Consider the following 15,402-nt stretch of genomic DNA (forward strand, 5'->3'; position numbering starts at 1 on the left):
ATGCAGCCCATTGCCAGCGAGCGCGATCCCTACAACGGCCTGACCCGGGCCGAACCGACGCTGCCATCGTCGGCCTATTGGGATGCGGACAGTTATCAGCGCGATCTCGACGCCATCTGGTACAAAAGCTGGTTGCTCGTCTGCCGCCAGGCCGACCTTGCGCAACCGCTTTCATTCCGCACCTTCCGCGTCGGCACGCAGGAAATCGTCGTGCTGCGTGACGAAACCGGCGAACTGCGCGCCTTCCACAACACGTGCCGCCATCGCGGCTCGCAGCTTTGTCAGGAAAGCGAAGGCCGGCTGAAGGCGCGGCTCATTACCTGCCCCTACCATGCGTGGTCCTATTCGCTGCGCGGCGACCTCGTGCGCGTGCCGTCGAAGTCGCTGCCGGAAGGCTTCGACAAGGCCGATCATCCACTCTATCGCGTGGCGCTCTCGATGTGGCGCGGTTTTGTCTTCGTCAATCTGCAGGAGGACGCCGCCGGCTCGGCGGAAACATCCTTCGACCCAGCGTCCGGCAGTCTCGCCAACTGGCCGCTGGAAACGCTTGTTGCCGGCCATGTGCTGCGCAAGGTGATGAACTGCAACTGGAAGATCTTTTGGGAAAACTTCAACGAGTGCCTGCATTGTCCGGGCGTCCACAAGGACCTGTCGCGGCTGGTGCCGATCTATGGCCGCGGCCTGATGGGTCGCCACGACGATCCCGAATGGTCCGGCCACGCCGACAATGACGCGCCGGAGTTTTCCGGCGGTCTGCGCGCCGGCGCGCAGACATGGTCGCGCGACGGCCAGGCGCATGGGCCGGTCTTCACCGGCCTCACATCAGCCGAACGCGCCGCCGGCCAGACTTACGCCACCAACCTGCCGTCGATGTTCATCGTCGGCCATGTCGACTATATCAGGACCGTGCGGCTGGTGCCGCTTGGCCCCGAGCAGACCGAGCTTGTCGCCGAATGGCTGTTTTCGCCCGAGGCGCTTGGTGCAACCGACATCGACAACATCGTCGCCTTCGGCAAACAGGTGCTGGAGGAGGACGCAGGGATCTGCGAGGTCAACCAGAAAGGTCTGCGCTCGATGCGCCACGCAGCCGGCGTGCTGATGCCCGAGGAGTACGACCTGCACCGCTTCCACAACTGGATCCGCGAACGGCACGCAGCGGTTATCCCCAAGCCCTGAAGATCACAGCGATTTCGGCAGGTATCGCCAGGTCACGAAGCCGCAGACCGCCGCCAGCAGGCCGAGCGTGACGAACACCGAGCCCAGCCCGAAGAACGCCAGCACCACCGAATAGACCAGCGGCGGCGTCAGTTCGGAAAAGTCGAGATAGGTCCGGTAGACCGCCGCCATCTGCGACCTTTCATAGGATCGCACCGAGCGCATGAAGGCGGTCGAGCCCAGCGCATCGAGCGCGATGGTGAAGAAAGCGCCGCAGAGCAGCAAGGCGCCGGTGAGCAGCGGCACGGTTTGGCCAACCGCACCCGCCGCCAGCAGCATGGCCGACATGGCGAAATAGGCAAATGTCATGGTTCGGCGGCCACCGAAGCGCTTTCCCGCCTTGCCCCAGAAAATGGCCATGAACAGCAGCGCATTGCCGGCCGAAACCAAAAGACCGCCGGCCAGCTTGCCCTCGCCGGTGATGACCATGAACAGCGGCCCGTAGACGAAGAACGTCGTCCAGAAACAGGAGCGGCCGAAGGCGATCAGCCAGGCCAGCCGCAACCTGGGCTGGGCGACGAAGCGACCGATATTGGCGAGCGGATTGGCCGGCCGCATCTTGCCAGGGCGGATCGATGGGTTGTCGCCCAGGCGGTAGGTCCAGAACAGCGCCAGCAAGGCCAGCGCGAACACCGCCACCGCACCATGCGCGGCGTAGATGCCGAAGCGCGTGTAGAGGAAGATGCCGAGCGTCGGCCCGCCGGTCCAGGCCAACATCGACCACGCCATGCGCAGTGATTCGGCCTGCATGAAATCGGTCTTGCGGATGTGGTCCATGATGTAGAGGTTGAGCGTGATCGACAGCGCGCTGGCGCCCATCACGCGGCACAGCATGCCGGCCAATTGTCCGGCAAGCGTATGGGTGACGAAGAACAACGCGCCGATGGCCAGCAGGCAGGCGCCTGCCGTGTAGACCCAGCGCCGGGCAAAGCGTCGGATCAGCATCGGCATGAACAGCGTTACCGACAGGCCGAGCATCGCCACGATGGTGTAGAGGATCGAGACGATCTGCTCGTTATGCAGGATCTCGTAGGCCTGGATCGGGATGACGCTCGACACCGTGGCGCGGGCGAAGGATTCGACCGCATAGAGCGAGGCGAAGGTGCGCGCGTCGGCCGGCCGCAAGGCCGGCAGCCAGACCGGGTGGCGCACATGGGTGGACATTGCTTCCCCAAAGCAGAATCAGCGGGTCAAATCTGCCGTGGTGATTCCTGCGCGGGTAACAGGAAACCGACGCCTATCCGGCAAAAGCGAAGTCGGCCAAAGGCTTTCCGGCGCTGGCCTAAGGCGGCGCCTGATCCAGCGTCTGCAGCGCAGCCTATACCCGAAGCTGCCGGCCTTCTTTTGTCCGTGGCAACCGTGATAGTCGTCTTGCGGGGCTGAATCAGAAATACGAGACCATGAGCATCCACACGCCGACCGCATCTGTTCAGGATCGACCGAAGCGCATCGTCGCCATCGACATCGTGCGCGGCATCGCGCTCATCGCCATGGCGAGCTACCACTTCACCTGGGACCTGGAATTCTTCGGCTATACCGACCCGGGCCTCACCGCCTTCGGCTGGTGGAAGGTCTACGCGCGCTGCATCGCCTCGACCTTCCTGTTCCTGGTCGGCGTCAGCCTATACCTCGCCCATGGCCGGCAAATCCGTTGGAACGGCTTCTGGAGGCGCTTCGCCATGGTCGCCGGAGCGGCGATCGCCATCTCGGTTGCCACCCGCATTGCCACCCCGGACGGTTTTATCTTCTTCGGCATCCTGCACGAGATCGCGCTGGCCAGCCTGCTCGGCCTCGCGTTCCTGCGGCTGCCCGCGCTGCTGACGCTGCTTGTGGCAGCGCTGGTCATCGCAGCGCCCGTCTATCTGCGCTTCGAGGCCTTCGACCATCCATGGCTGTGGTGGATCGGCCTGTCGGCGATCAATCCGCGTTCCAACGACTACGTGCCGCTGTTTCCGTGGTTCGGCGCCGTACTTGCAGGCATCGCGGTAACTAAACTCGCCTCCGCTTCGGGCTTGCTTGCCCGGCTTGCCGAATTGACACCCGGCCGCTGGGCCAACCCGCTGATCTTCATCGGCCGCCACAGCCTGGCCTTCTACCTGATCCACCAGCCGCTTTTGATCGGCTGTGTGTGGCTGTTCGCGCAAGTCATGCCGGCGAAGGTCGAAACCCCGCAGGTGAACTTCCTGAAGACCTGCCAGCTGTCTTGCGAGCAGTCGCGCGACATCGAATTCTGTTCGAGCTACTGTGTCTGCATGCTCGACACGCTCGAGAGCGAAGCCTCACTTGATCGGCTCTACAACAACGACCAGACTGCCGAATGGAAGACGCATATATCCGATCTCGCCGGTATGTGCACCGCCAAGACCGAAGACAAGATGACGGAGGGAGGGGTCAAATGACCGAGAACCAGCCGAAGGCAGGGCTCATACCGTGGCCGCCAGTGATCTACATTGCTGCCATCGCCATCAGCATCGCACTCGGCCTGCTCTATCCCCTGCCCTGGATTGGCGACCTCTTGGGCGATATCCTGTTCGCCGCCGGCTGGGTGGCCCTGCTCGGCGTCGCGGCACTCTGGTTCACCGCGATCCGCACCATGATTCGGGCCAAGACCACGCTCAATCCCAACGCGGTGCCCGATCACCTGGTTACCACAGGCCCGTTCGGCATTACCCGCAATCCGATGTATCTGGCCAACACGCTGCTGTTGATCGGCGTCGCCTTTGTCTCGGGGATCGTATGGTTCCTGCCGCTCGCCTTCATCGCTGCCTTTGTCACGCAGAAGGTCGCGATCGAGGGCGAGGAAAAGGTGCTGGCGGCGAAATTCGGCAAGAAATACCGGGACTACGCCAAGAGAGTGCGGCGCTGGATTTGAACAGCGCTACGTATTGACGCCGAGTTCGACGAGCCGCTCGACGCAGGATTCCTCGGCCTGGTCGAGTTCGGCCAGCGTCTCCTCGAGGTCGCGGCGCTTCTGCCGCAGGTCCTCGCGCTTTTCCTCGATGCGCTTGATCATCAGCTTGAGTTGACCGACCTCGCCGGGGGGCTCCTTGTACATCTGGATGATTTCGCGGATCTCATTGATCGAAAAGCCGAGCCGTTTTCCCCGCATGATCTGGCGAATGAGGTGGCGGTCGGACGGGCGAAACAGCCGCGTGCGGCCGCGCCGCACCGGCTGCACCAGCCCCTCGTCCTCATAGAAGCGCAGCGTCCGCGTCGACACGTCGAATTCGCGGGTCAGCTCGGTGATCGAATAATATTCCCGCATTGTCACTCCCACACCCCGGAACCCGGGGATCGCCATGCGGCACCCCCTCCTGTCCCGAACCAAACCCATGCCAAGCCGGAATCGACATGGCACCCCGCGCAAGCCTCGCACGGCATTTACGTAAAAGTCAATTGAGGGCACGATGCGCCTTCAAGGCACCGCAAACCACCACGTGGCAATGCCGAGAAAGGCAAAGAAGCCGACGACATCGGTGACCGTGGTGACGAAGACCGCCGAAGCGACCGCCGGATCGATCTTGAAACGGTCGAGCAGCAGCGGGATCAGGATGCCGGCCAAAGCGGCCGCGAACATGTTGATGATCATCGCCGCGGCGATGATGCCGCCCAGATTGTTGTCGTGGAACCAGGTCGCGGCGACAATGCCGATCAGGATGGCAAACACGATGCCGTTGATGAAGCCGACACCCATCTCGCGGCGGATGATGCGGCCGGCATTGTAGATGTCGATATCCTTGGTCGCCAGCGCGCGCACGGTGACGGTCATGGTCTGCGAGCCGGCATTGCCACCCATGCCGGCGACGATCGGCATCAGCACCGCCAGCGCCACGATGTGCTCGATCGTGCGGTCGAACAGGCCGATCACCGATGCCGCCAGGAATGCGGTCAAGAGGTTGACCAGCAGCCATGGCACGCGCGAGCGCGAGGTCGAAAAGATGCTGTCGGAGAGCTCTTCGTCACCGACGCCGCCCATGCGCAGGAGATCTTCTTCCGCTTCCTGCTGGATGACGTCGACGACGTCGTCGATGGTCAGCACGCCGACCAGCCGTTCGTTCTCGTCGACAACGGCGGCAGACAGAAGGTCATACTGTTCGAATTCCCGCGCCGCCTCTTCCTGGTCCATGGTGGCGGGAATGGCGTGCCGCGTCTCATGCATGACCTCTTCCACCTTGACCGCGCGCTTGGTGCGCAGGATCTGGTCGAGGTCAATGGCGCCGAGCAGCTTGAAGGTCGGATCGATGACGAAGATCTGGCTGAAGCGCTCAGGCAGGTTCTTGTCCTCGCGCATATAGTCGATGGTCTGGCCGATCGTCCAGAACGGCGGCACCGCGACGAACTCGGTCTGCATGCGGCGGCCGGCCGTCTCTTCCGGATAGTCGAGCGAGCGGCGCAGCCTGATCCGCTCGGTGAACGGCAGTTGCGACAGGATCTCGTCCTGATCTTCCTTTTCGAGGTCTTCGAGAATGTAGACCGCGTCGTCGGAATCGAGCTCCTGCACCGCCTGGGCGATCTGCGCATTGGGCAGATTGTCGACGATCTCCATACGGATCGCCTCGTCGACCTCGGTCAGCGCGGAGAAGTCGAAATCGGCGCCCAGCAATTCGACCAACGCGCGGCGCTGTTCGGGATGCAGAGCCTCAAGCAAGTCGCCGAGCTCCGACTGGTGCAGGTGGTCGACTTCATGCTTGAGCGTGAGCGTGTCGCGGTCGGCGATCGCCGCACCGATCTGGGCAAGGAAGGACGAAAGGACGGCGCCATCCTCGCCATAAATATCGGCGTGGGCGTCTTCAGCGGCCCTGGCGCCGGTCGTCCGTTCGTCCTGGCCTTCCACCAGCGCCTCCCGCCATCGCAATCCCGGAAAAGGTGCATCTCAGGTCTAGAGCATCGGACCCAAAAGTGGAAACCGCTTTTGGGGAGAAATCGCCGCTCAATCCACGGATGGCGCGGCAGCACGATTCGATTTGGGAACCTATGGTCCTAACGCACGGAATATCAAACGAAATACGCGCTCCCCTGCCGGCCTGACTTTGCGAGAGGCGGACATCGCCGAGCCTTGGGCTGATGACGCCGATCGCGTCAAAACCAACAGCATACCGGTTCAGGTGGCGCGACAGCGCATGTCGCTGGGGAAAGAGCACTCCTGCGCGGTTGCGGCGATTGTCATGGCACAGGGTCCGGATACCAGCCGGATCCGCCCATGCCCGCAACCGGTCCAGAACGGAAGCCCTTGAACGCAAGGTCGGCGAGAACGAACGAGGCCACATCAGGACAGCAACGCATTCGCGTCGTTGTCGCCGAGCGCAATCCGCTTGTCATATCGGCGCTCCGCGAAATGCTGGAATGCGACGGACGTTTCGAATTGCTGAGCGCCGTGCAGAGCGGCAGGCAACTCCTGGACCTGGCAGGAAAGACCACGTTCGATGTCGCCGTCATCGGCTGGAGGCTGGCCGACATGGACGGCGCGGATGTGCTGGCCGAGGTCCAGAGCCGTAAGCTCGATGTGCGCATCACGGTGTTCTCCAACGACCACGACATCGGCATCTTGAAGCAGTGCGTGCGACTCGGTGCTCAAGGCTACTGCTTCCAGTTCGACGATCCGCATATCATCTTCGAGACGATCCTGGCCGTCGCGCACGGCCGCATCTGCATCCCCTACATCGACATCAACAAGGTCAACGACACGCCTTTGGCCCAGCTCACGGTTCGCGAGCGCGAACTGCTGGCGGTGCTTTCCGACGGCTGGACCAACCTTCAGATCGCAACGCGCACGGGAATTTCCGAGAATACGGTGAAGTATCACCTCAAGAATCTCTATGACAAGCTTGACGTCCGCAATAGGGCAATGGCAGTCGCGCTCTATTCGAGCGAGAAGCGTCGCAGTCCCAAGCAGCCTGTCGGATAGGACGACCGGGTAGGCCGAGCGGGTAGGCTCGCCCCACCCGCGCGCGGCGAGAACTTACCCACCAAGGTGTTGTTGCCCCTCGCCTTCCAAACGACACTCCCTCCACAAATCTCTAACTTCGGAGGAGTTCACGCATGGCTGGGTTCACCCACCTTTTTATTCCAGGACCCACCAACATTCCGGAGCAGGTCCGGCAAGCGATGAACCTCCCGATGGAGGACATGCGCGCCGGATCGTTTCCTGATTTCACGCTGCCGCTGTTCGAAGACATCAAAAAAGTCTTCAAGAACGAAACCGGCCGCGTCTTCATCTACCCGTCGTCGGGCACCGGCGCCTGGGAGGCGGCGATGACCAATGTGCTCAGCCCCGGTGATAGCGTGCTGATGTCGCGCTTCGGACAGTTCTCGCATCTGTGGGTCGATATGGCCGAGCGCCTCGGCCTCGAGGTCGACGTGATCGACTGCGAGTGGGGAACCGGCGTGCCGCTCGACCTCTACGCAGAAAGACTGAAGGCCGACAAGGCACACCGCATCAAGGCAATCTTCTGCACGCAGAACGAGACCGCCACCGGCGTCACCAGCGATGTGGCAGGCTGCCGAGCCATACTCGACGCGGCGAACCACCCTGCCCTTCTCTTTGTCGACGGTGTGTCGTCGATTGGCTCGATCGACTTCCGTCAGGAGGAATGGGGTGTCGACTGCGCCGTCAGCGGCTCGCAGAAAGGCTTCATGCTGCCCGCCGGCCTCGGCTTCCTCTCGGTCAGCAAGAAGGCGCTGGCCGCTTCCAGGATCGCCACTCACCGCCGCTGCTTCTTCTCGTTCGAGGACATGATCCGCACCAACGACGCCGGCTATTTCCCCTATACGCCGGCAACGCAACTGCTGCGCGGACTGCGCGCCTCGCTCGACCTGATCGCCGAGGAAGGGCTCGACAACATCTTCGCCCGTCACCATCGCCTCGCCGAAGGCGTGCGCAAGGCGGTCGACGCCTGGGGCCTGAAGCTTTGCGCGAAGGCGCCGAAATGGCACTCGGATACTGTCAGCGCTATCCTGGTGCCGGAAGGCATCGACAGCGGCGACGTCGTCAAGCGCGCCTACCAGAGCTACCGGACCTCGCTCGGAGGCGGTCTCAACAAGGTGCTCGGCAAGGTCTTCCGCATCGGCCATCTCGGCTGGCTGAACGAGGTGATGGTGCTTGCCTCGCTGTCGGCGGCCGAAATGGCGCTGCTCGATTGCGGCGTCCGGCTGGCGCCAGGTTCGGGCGTCGGCGCCGCCATCCAGCACTTCCGTGCCTCGGCGGAGGTACCTGTCGCCGAAGCAGCGTGAGAGGAACGCGACCATGAGCCACACCATCAACCATCTCAAAAAACTCCGGCTGCAGCGCAGCGAACTCGCGGTTCCCGGCTCCAGCCCGGAGATGATCGAGAAGGCGGCAAACAGCGCCGCCGATTTCGTCTTCCTCGACATCGAGGACGCGGTGGCGCCGCCGGACAAGGAACGCGCCCGCAAAAACATCATCCAGGCGCTCAACGACATCGACTGGCGTGCCAAGGGCAAGACCGTTTCGGTGCGCATCAACGGCCTCGACACGCACTACATGTACCGCGATGTGGTCGACGTGATGGAACAGGCCGGCGACCGGCTGGACACCATCCTGGTGCCGAAGGTCGGCGTTCCGGCCGACCTCTATATGGTCGAGGCCATGGTCAACCAGATCGAAATGGCCAAGGGCTACAAGACCCGCGTCGGCCTCGAAGCCCTCATCGAGACGGCGCTCGGCATGGCCAATGTCGAGGCGATCGCCGCGACGCCCGGCCGCCTGGAGGCGATGCATTTCGGCGTCGCCGACTATGCCGCCAGCAACAAGGCGCGCACCGTCAACATCGGCGGCCTCAATCCCGATTATCCGGGCGACCAGTGGCATTTCGCCCTGTCGCGGATGACGGTTGCCTGCAGGGCCTACGGCCTGCGCGCCATCGACGGACCGTTCGGCGACTTCTCGGATCCCGAGGGCTACACGGCGGCGGCAAGGCGCGCGGCGGCACTTGGCATCGAAGGCAAATGGGCGATCCACCCCTCGCAGATCGCGCTTGCCAACAGCGTCTTCTCGCCGCCGGAAAAGGAAGTCGTCCGCGCCAGGCGCATCCTGGAAGTGCTCAAGGAAGCGGAGGCGCTCGGAAAGGGCGCGGCGGCGCTCGACGGAAAAATGATCGACGCGGCGTCGGAACGCATGGCGCGCAATGTGCTGGTGGTCAACGAAGCAATCGAACGCGCCGGCCAGGCGCACGCCGCCACGCACTGAAGGCTCTTGGAGGACAAAAAATGGACATTCACGAATACCAGGCCAAGGAACTGCTTGCCCGCCATGGGGTTCATGTTCCGCGCGGCGGCCTGGCTTACAGCCCCGAGCAGGCAACCTATCGGGCGCGCGAAATCGGCGGCGGCAAATGGGTTCTCAAGGCGCAGGTCCATTCCGGTGCCCGCGGCAAAGCCGGTGGCATCAAGCTCTGCGCCAATGACGAGGAGATCTCCAACGCGGCCGAAGCAATGCTCGGCCGCAAGCTCGTGACCCAGCAGACCGGCCCGCGAGGCAAGCTGATTTCACGGCTCTATCTCGAGGAGGCCGTCGACATCGCGCAGGAGCTCTATGTCGGCTTCGTTCTCGACCGCAAGGAGGAGCGCGTCATGATCGTGGCGTCGGCCGCCGGCGGCATGGAGATCGAGGATATTGTCGAGAGGGCGCCGGATTCCATCATCCGGACCACGGTCGATCCGGGCGTCGGCATGCAGCGCTTCCAGGCGCGCGAGATCGCGTTCGGGCTCGGCCTGGACCAGAACCTGATCGGCAAGGCGACCGAAACCATCTTCAGCTGCTACCAGGTGTTCCGCGACTACGACGCCTCGATGCTGGAGATCAATCCGCTGGTGGTGACCCGCGACGGCAACCTCGTTGCGCTCGACGCCAAGATGTCGTTCGACGAGAACGCGTTGTTCCGGCGGCCGGAGATCTCCGAGCTGCGCGACAAGAGCCAGGAAGATCCGCGCGAGACCTTCGCCAGCGACCGCGGCCTCTCCTATGTCGGCCTCGACGGCAATATCGGCTGCATCATCAACGGCGCCGGCCTCGCCATGGCGACGATGGACATGATCAAGATCGCCGGCGGCGAGCCGGCCAACTTCCTCGACATCGGCGGCGGCGCCTCGCCGGAGCGGGTCGCGAAATCGTTCCGCGCCGTGCTTGGCGACAAGAATGTCGAGACCATCCTGGTCAACATCTTCGCCGGCATCAACCGTTGCGACTGGGTCGCCGAAGGCGTCGTCAAGGCGATCCGCGAAGTCGGCGTCAACGTCCCCCTGGTGGTGCGGCTTGCCGGCACCAAGGTCGAGGAAGGGCGCCGCATCCTGGCCGATTCCGGCGAGGCGGTGATCGTCGCCGAAACGCTGGCGGAAGCCGCCGAAAAAGCCGTCGCCACGTGGCGTTCGGCAACGCTCAAAAAAGCAAGCTGAGGGAGCTAAGAATATGGCAATCCTGCTCAACCGCGGCACGCGGGTCATCGTCCAGGGGTTCACCGGCAAGATCGGCAGCTTCCATGCCGAAGACATGAAGCGCTACGGCACCAAGCTCGTCGGCGGCGTGACGCCCGGCAAGGGCGGTCAGAAGCATCTCGGCCTGCCGGTCTTCAACACCGTCAAGGGCGCCGTTCGCGAAACTCGCGCCGAAGCCAGCATCGTCTTCGTGCCGCCGCCTTTCGCCGCCGACTCGATCATGGAAGCCGCCGATGCGGGTATAAAGCTATGCGTCTGCATCACCGACGGCATCCCCTCGCAGGACATGATGCAGGTGAAGCGCTACATGCTTCGCTACCGTTTCGAGGACCGCATGCGGCTGATCGGGCCGAACTGCGCCGGCATGATCACGCCCGGACAGGCACTGATGGGCATCATGCCGGGCAGCATCTATCTTCCCGGCCGCGTCGGCATCGTCGGGCGCTCGGGCACGCTCGGCTATGAGGCAGCCTCCCAGATGAAGGCGCTCGGCATCGGCGTTTCGACCAGCGTCGGTATCGGCGGTGATCCGATCAACGGCTCGTCCTTCAAGGACATGCTGAAGCTGTTCGAACAGGACGACGAAACCGATGCCGTGGTCATGATCGGCGAGATCGGCGGACCGCAGGAGGCGGAAGCCGCGATCTGGGCGCGAGACAACATGCGCAAGCCGCTGATCGCCTACATCGCCGGGCTTTCCGCGCCGAAGGGCCGGCGCATGGGCCATGCCGGCGCCATCATCTCGGCGTTCGGCGAGTCGGCGCAGGAAAAGGTCGAAATCCTCAAAGAGGCCGGCGTCGTCATCGTGCCGACGCCATCGTCTTTCGGGGAGGTCGTGGCCAATACCCTGGCCGGGATGAAGAAGGCGGCCTGACGGTCGCATGGCGCAAGATGTGAAGTCTGTTTCGGGTCGGGCGGATGCATCGCGGCCCATCGATCGGCAGGAAATTCGATGAAACCGCGTTTGATTGTCACCCGGAGATGGCCGGCCCCCGTTGAAGCGATCCTCGCCAAGCGCTTCGACACGACGCTCAACCCCAGCGATACGCCGCTGAGCCCTGCCGCAATGACATCGGCATTCGCGAATTTTGACGCGATCCTGGCAACGGTCAGCGACCGCTTGCCTGGTGCGGTGTTTCCGGAGAACACCGCCCGCACCCGGATCATTGCCAATTTCGGCGTCGGCTTCAGCCATATCGATGTCGCGGCAGCCCGCGACCGCGACATCGTCGTGACCAACACTCCGGGCGTGCTGACCGATTGCACCGCCGACCTCGCCCTCAGCTTGCTGTTGGCTGTCGCGCGCCGAACTGGTGAGGGCGAGCGGCAGTTGCGGGCCGGAGAGTGGCGCGGCTGGTCGCCAACCCATATGGCCGGAGCGAAGGTGTCTGGCAAAACCTTGGGTATTGTCGGCATGGGGCGCATCGGCAAGGCGACAGCCAGGCGCGCGCATTTCGGCTTCGGTATGAACATCGTGTTCTTCAATCGGTCCCCGGTCGATGATGACGAGACGCGCTCCATGGGCGCGGTGCAGATGCCAACCCTGGAAGATGTGCTCACCGCATCCGATTTCGTGTCGCTGCACTGTCCGGGCGGCGCGGAAAACCGCCATCTCATCAATGCCCGAAGCTTGCGGTCCATGAAAAGCGACGCGTTCCTGATCAACACGGCGCGCGGCGACGTTGTCGACCAGGATGCCCTGATCGGTGCACTGGAAAGGCGCGAGATCGCTGGGGCGGGTCTCGACGTCTTTGCCGACGAGCCGGCCGTTCCGGAGGGGCTGAAGCGGTTGGAGAATGTGGTGCTGTTGCCGCATCTCGGGAGCGCGACCGAGGAAACGCGGGTGGCAATGGGCATGAAGGTGGTGGAGAACCTGACCGCCTTTTTCGAGGGTCGCCCGGTCCCCGACCGGGTCGCCTGACAGCAGGCGCCGCCCTCGATTCAGGGCGCGGCTACTTGGCCATCGGTGCGGACGAAGCAGGAAACCGGTTTGGAACAGAGCAGACGCATCAACTTTCGTGAGGACGAGCGCAGCCTTTTGTTGCGCTTGCTGCTTCAGGTCGCAAGCGCGCGTGAGCCCGAGATCGCCGCCGTTCTGGCCGGACGTCGGTCGCTTGTCTCCCTCGCCGCGGAGCAGCGCATCCCCGCGCTTCAGGCAAGCGGCGTATGGTTCCAGTTGCTGGCGATAGCAGACGAGTTGCTTGCCATGCGGGCGCGCCGTGAACTCGAACAAGGCGCGGGTGTTGACGAAGTGCCCGGTTCCTTCGCCAGCGTGATCGCGCAGATGGCAGCGAACGGCCACTCAGCGGAGGAAGTCCAGGCGAAGCTCGATGAGCTTCGCGTCGGCCCGACCATGACCGCGCACCCGACGGAAGCCAAACGCGTGACCGTGCTGGAGATCCACCGACGTATCTATCGCAAGCTGACTGAGCTCGACCAGCCACGCTGGGCGCCGCGCGAACGCTCGCTGTTGGTCGCCGATCTGGAAAGCGAGATCGAGCTTCTGTGGATGACGGGTGAGCTGCGCCTGGAGCGTCCGACGGTCGAACGCGAAATCGCCTGGGGCCTGCATTTCTTTCGCGAAGTCATCTTCGAGGCAACGCCACAGCTCTATGGCAAGCTTCAGGGCGCCTTCGAGCGTCACTATCCGGGAGAGCCGATCAGAATTCCCTCATTCATGCGCTATGCCTCGTGGATCGGCGGCGACCGCGATGGCAATCCAAATGTGACTGCCGCGGTCACCGCCCATGCCATGGCCGAATACCGCAACACCGCAATAGGCTGGTATCTGACGCAGGTGCAGCGGCTGGTGACGGTGCTCAGCGCCAGCTCGAACGTCATCGACCTGCCGGCCAGCTTCAAGCCGGTGCTGCAAACGGCGCTTGATAAAAGCGGACTGGCGCACATGATCGCCGCCCGCAACCCTGACGAACCGCTTCGCCAGTTCGCCTCGGCCTTGCTTGCCCGGCTGGAGGCCACGCGAGACGGCGGTCCGGCGGCATATCTCTCGGCAGAGGCGTTTCGTGCCGATCTGAACGGGCTGTCTTCCGTTCTCGAAGCGATCGGAGGTCGCGCGGTAGCCAAGCGCTTCATCCAGCCTCTGCTTTGGCAAGTCGGAAGCTTCGGCTTCCGTACGGTCTCGCTCGACATCCGGCAGAACTCCACGGTCGTCAACCGGGTGCTGGCCGAACTGTTTGCGCTGGAAAATCCCGCCGATCCGGTCGCAGCCGGCACGCCGCAATGGTCGGCGCGTATTCGCACAGCCATCATCCAGGGCGAGCGGCTGGAGATCGACGCAGGCCGCCTCTCGCCCGAAGCAGGCGAACTGCTTTCGACTTTCTCCATTATCCGCGAGCAGATCTCCGGCTCGGATGCCGACGCTGTCGGCTCCTTCGTTCTCAGCATGACCCGTTCGGCCGACGATCTGCTCGCGGTCTATCTGCTGGCGCAATATTGCGGACTTTCAACCGCGCCTGGTGGTGGCGGCACGATCAGGCTGCGGATCGTACCATTGTTCGAGACTATCGCCGATCTACAGGCCGCACCGGGCATCCTGATTGGATTGCTCGGCGTTTCGCTAGTGAGGCGGACGGTGCGAGATTTCGGCGCGCGCCAGGAAATCATGCTTGGCTATTCAGATTCCAACAAGGACGGCGGCTTTCTGGCTTCCAATTGGGAACTGGCAAAAGCGCAAAAGCGCCTCGCCGCCGTCGGGCGCAAGCACAACGTCAGGATCAGTTTCTTTCACGGTCGCGGCGGCTCTGTCAGCCGTGGCGGCGCGCCGACCGGCCGGGCGATCGCGGCACAACCGGAAGGCACGGTAGCCGGATCCATGCGGGTGACGGAGCAGGGCGAGGTCGTATCGTCGAAATTCGCCAATCGCGGCACCGGCCTCAACCAGCTCGAGGTTCTCGCCGCTGGCGTGCTGGCCCACGGTGTCGGATCGCCCGGTGATGTCGAGCCGAAGGAAACGCCGGAATTCGACGAGGCGCTGGAAGCTCTGGCAGGCATGTCGCAGGCGTCCTACGCCGGGTTGATGGCCGAGCCCGGTTTCCTCGATTATTTCAACCAGGCGAGCCCGGTCGCGGAGCTGGCGCTCCTGAAAATGGGGTCACGGCCGGACCGCCGTTTCGGCGCCAGCGGTATTGCTGACCTGCGCGCCATTCCATGGGTGTTCGCCTGGAGCCAGAACCGTCATCTGCTGACTGGCTGGTATGGCATCGGCAGCGCGCTTAGCTCTTTCGTCGCCGTGCGCGGCGAGTCCGGGCGCGAACTTCTGGCCGGCATGTTCGAGCACTCGCGCTTCTTCCGCTTGATCGTCGACGAGGCCGAGAAGACGCTCTACCAGTCCGACATGGAGATCGCGGGGCTCTACGCCCGCCTGGTGTCCGACAGCGATGCGGCCCAGCGAATCTACGCCCGCATCGCCGCCGAATACGAGTTGACGCGACGCCTGATCGGCGACCTCACGGGAGGCGATCTTTCCGCGCGCTTTCCGATGTTCAAGCGGCGTTTCGACAGTCTGCGGCGACAGATGGATGACATTCACCGGCTGCAGGTCGATCTGCTGCGTGAAGTTCGGGCAAATACCGGCACGGCGGATCAAAAGCGGGCGACCGACGCTCTGCTTGTATCGATCAATTGTATTTCGGCTGGCCTTGGGTGGACGGGATAGGTCCTAAAAGGCGAAGCGGCGGCGTGGTCTGAAGGACGCGCCGCCGCTGCCGTTTCGATCAG

At 63.5% G+C, this 15,402-nt stretch carries 13 protein-coding genes; 10 read left to right on the top strand and 3 right to left on the bottom strand.

Going from position 1 to position 15,402, the window contains the following annotated elements; translation table 11 throughout:
- Positions 1-1,176 carry an aromatic ring-hydroxylating oxygenase subunit alpha gene (locus tag AC1DYW_RS31240; RefSeq protein WP_477228744.1) on the top strand — a complete coding sequence of 392 codons (1,176 nt, stop codon included), beginning with the start codon at positions 1-3 and terminating at the stop codon, positions 1,174-1,176.
- Positions 1,177-1,179: 3 nt separating this feature from the next.
- On the opposite strand, the gene AC1DYW_RS31245 is transcribed toward AC1DYW_RS31240, so the two are convergent.
- Complete coding sequence (locus AC1DYW_RS31245; protein ID WP_457150501.1) at positions 1,180-2,379, bottom strand: MFS transporter; 1,200 nt, start codon at positions 2,377-2,379, stop codon at positions 1,180-1,182.
- 236 nt (positions 2,380-2,615) lie between these two features.
- Between AC1DYW_RS31245 and AC1DYW_RS31250 the strand changes: the two genes are divergently transcribed.
- Positions 2,616-3,614 (top strand): heparan-alpha-glucosaminide N-acetyltransferase, encoded by a 999-nt coding sequence (locus AC1DYW_RS31250; RefSeq protein WP_457150500.1) that lies wholly within the window; start codon positions 2,616-2,618, stop codon positions 3,612-3,614.
- The gene (locus tag AC1DYW_RS31255; protein ID WP_457150499.1) at positions 3,611-4,087 is read left to right on the top strand and encodes a methyltransferase family protein; all 477 of its coding nucleotides are present in this window, start codon (positions 3,611-3,613) and stop codon (positions 4,085-4,087) included. The genes AC1DYW_RS31250 and AC1DYW_RS31255 overlap by 4 nt, the downstream gene beginning before the upstream one ends.
- 6 nt (positions 4,088-4,093) lie before the next feature.
- Here AC1DYW_RS31255 and AC1DYW_RS31260 read toward each other — a convergent pair whose 3' ends face one another.
- On the bottom strand, positions 4,094-4,480 hold the full coding sequence (locus AC1DYW_RS31260; protein ID WP_006203215.1) for a MerR family transcriptional regulator: 387 nt from the start codon (positions 4,478-4,480) through the stop codon (positions 4,094-4,096).
- A gap of 150 nt (positions 4,481-4,630) precedes the next feature.
- The gene (mgtE, locus tag AC1DYW_RS31265; protein ID WP_477228745.1) at positions 4,631-6,049 is read right to left on the bottom strand and encodes a magnesium transporter; all 1,419 of its coding nucleotides are present in this window, start codon (positions 6,047-6,049) and stop codon (positions 4,631-4,633) included.
- Positions 6,050-6,496: 447 nt separating this feature from the next.
- On the opposite strand from mgtE, the gene AC1DYW_RS31270 reads away from it, so the two are divergent.
- From AC1DYW_RS31270 to AC1DYW_RS31300, 7 genes are all read left to right on the top strand, one after another.
- Positions 6,497-7,120 carry a response regulator transcription factor gene (locus tag AC1DYW_RS31270; protein WP_095087975.1) on the top strand — a complete coding sequence of 208 codons (624 nt, stop codon included), beginning with the start codon at positions 6,497-6,499 and terminating at the stop codon, positions 7,118-7,120.
- Between the two features lie 134 nt (positions 7,121-7,254).
- Complete coding sequence (locus tag AC1DYW_RS31275; RefSeq protein ID WP_477228746.1) at positions 7,255-8,445, top strand: aminotransferase class V-fold PLP-dependent enzyme; 1,191 nt, start codon at positions 7,255-7,257, stop codon at positions 8,443-8,445.
- Between the two features lie 13 nt (positions 8,446-8,458).
- Positions 8,459-9,421, top strand: a complete 963-nt coding sequence (locus tag AC1DYW_RS31280) for an HpcH/HpaI aldolase/citrate lyase family protein (RefSeq protein WP_477228747.1) — start codon at positions 8,459-8,461, stop codon at positions 9,419-9,421.
- Between the two features lie 20 nt (positions 9,422-9,441).
- Positions 9,442-10,626: a malate--CoA ligase subunit beta gene (locus tag AC1DYW_RS31285; RefSeq protein ID WP_477228748.1), complete on the top strand. Its 1,185-nt coding sequence runs from the start codon at positions 9,442-9,444 to the stop codon at positions 10,624-10,626.
- 13 nt (positions 10,627-10,639) lie between these two features.
- Complete coding sequence (gene sucD / locus AC1DYW_RS31290) at positions 10,640-11,539, top strand: succinate--CoA ligase subunit alpha (protein ID WP_477228749.1); 900 nt, start codon at positions 10,640-10,642, stop codon at positions 11,537-11,539.
- Between the two features lie 78 nt (positions 11,540-11,617).
- Positions 11,618-12,586: a 2-hydroxyacid dehydrogenase gene (locus tag AC1DYW_RS31295; protein WP_477228750.1), complete on the top strand. Its 969-nt coding sequence runs from the start codon at positions 11,618-11,620 to the stop codon at positions 12,584-12,586.
- Between the two features lie 69 nt (positions 12,587-12,655).
- On the top strand, positions 12,656-15,340 hold the full coding sequence (locus tag AC1DYW_RS31300; RefSeq protein ID WP_477228751.1) for a phosphoenolpyruvate carboxylase: 2,685 nt from the start codon (positions 12,656-12,658) through the stop codon (positions 15,338-15,340).
- Positions 15,341-15,402 lie beyond the last annotated feature (62 nt).

This window comes from Mesorhizobium sp. P2_D5, assembly GCF_056404355.1.

What these genes read in the sequence shown, in the direction of transcription:
- AC1DYW_RS31240 (WP_477228744.1), top strand. Translation starts at nt 1, where the DNA reads ATGCAGCCCATTGCCAGCGAGCGCGATCCCTACAACGGCCTGACCCGG.
- sucD (WP_477228749.1), top strand. Translation starts at nt 10,640, where the DNA reads ATGGCAATCCTGCTCAACCGCGGCACGCGGGTCATCGTCCAGGGGTTC.
- AC1DYW_RS31245 (WP_457150501.1), bottom strand. Translation starts at nt 2,379, where the DNA reads ATGTCCACCCATGTGCGCCACCCGGTCTGGCTGCCGGCCTTGCGGCCG.
- AC1DYW_RS31275 (WP_477228746.1), top strand. Translation starts at nt 7,255, where the DNA reads ATGGCTGGGTTCACCCACCTTTTTATTCCAGGACCCACCAACATTCCG.
- AC1DYW_RS31285 (WP_477228748.1), top strand. Translation starts at nt 9,442, where the DNA reads ATGGACATTCACGAATACCAGGCCAAGGAACTGCTTGCCCGCCATGGG.
- AC1DYW_RS31255 (WP_457150499.1), top strand. Translation starts at nt 3,611, where the DNA reads ATGACCGAGAACCAGCCGAAGGCAGGGCTCATACCGTGGCCGCCAGTG.
- AC1DYW_RS31295 (WP_477228750.1), top strand. Translation starts at nt 11,618, where the DNA reads ATGAAACCGCGTTTGATTGTCACCCGGAGATGGCCGGCCCCCGTTGAA.
- AC1DYW_RS31250 (WP_457150500.1), top strand. Translation starts at nt 2,616, where the DNA reads ATGAGCATCCACACGCCGACCGCATCTGTTCAGGATCGACCGAAGCGC.
- AC1DYW_RS31260 (WP_006203215.1), bottom strand. Translation starts at nt 4,480, where the DNA reads ATGCGGGAATATTATTCGATCACCGAGCTGACCCGCGAATTCGACGTG.
- AC1DYW_RS31280 (WP_477228747.1), top strand. Translation starts at nt 8,459, where the DNA reads ATGAGCCACACCATCAACCATCTCAAAAAACTCCGGCTGCAGCGCAGC.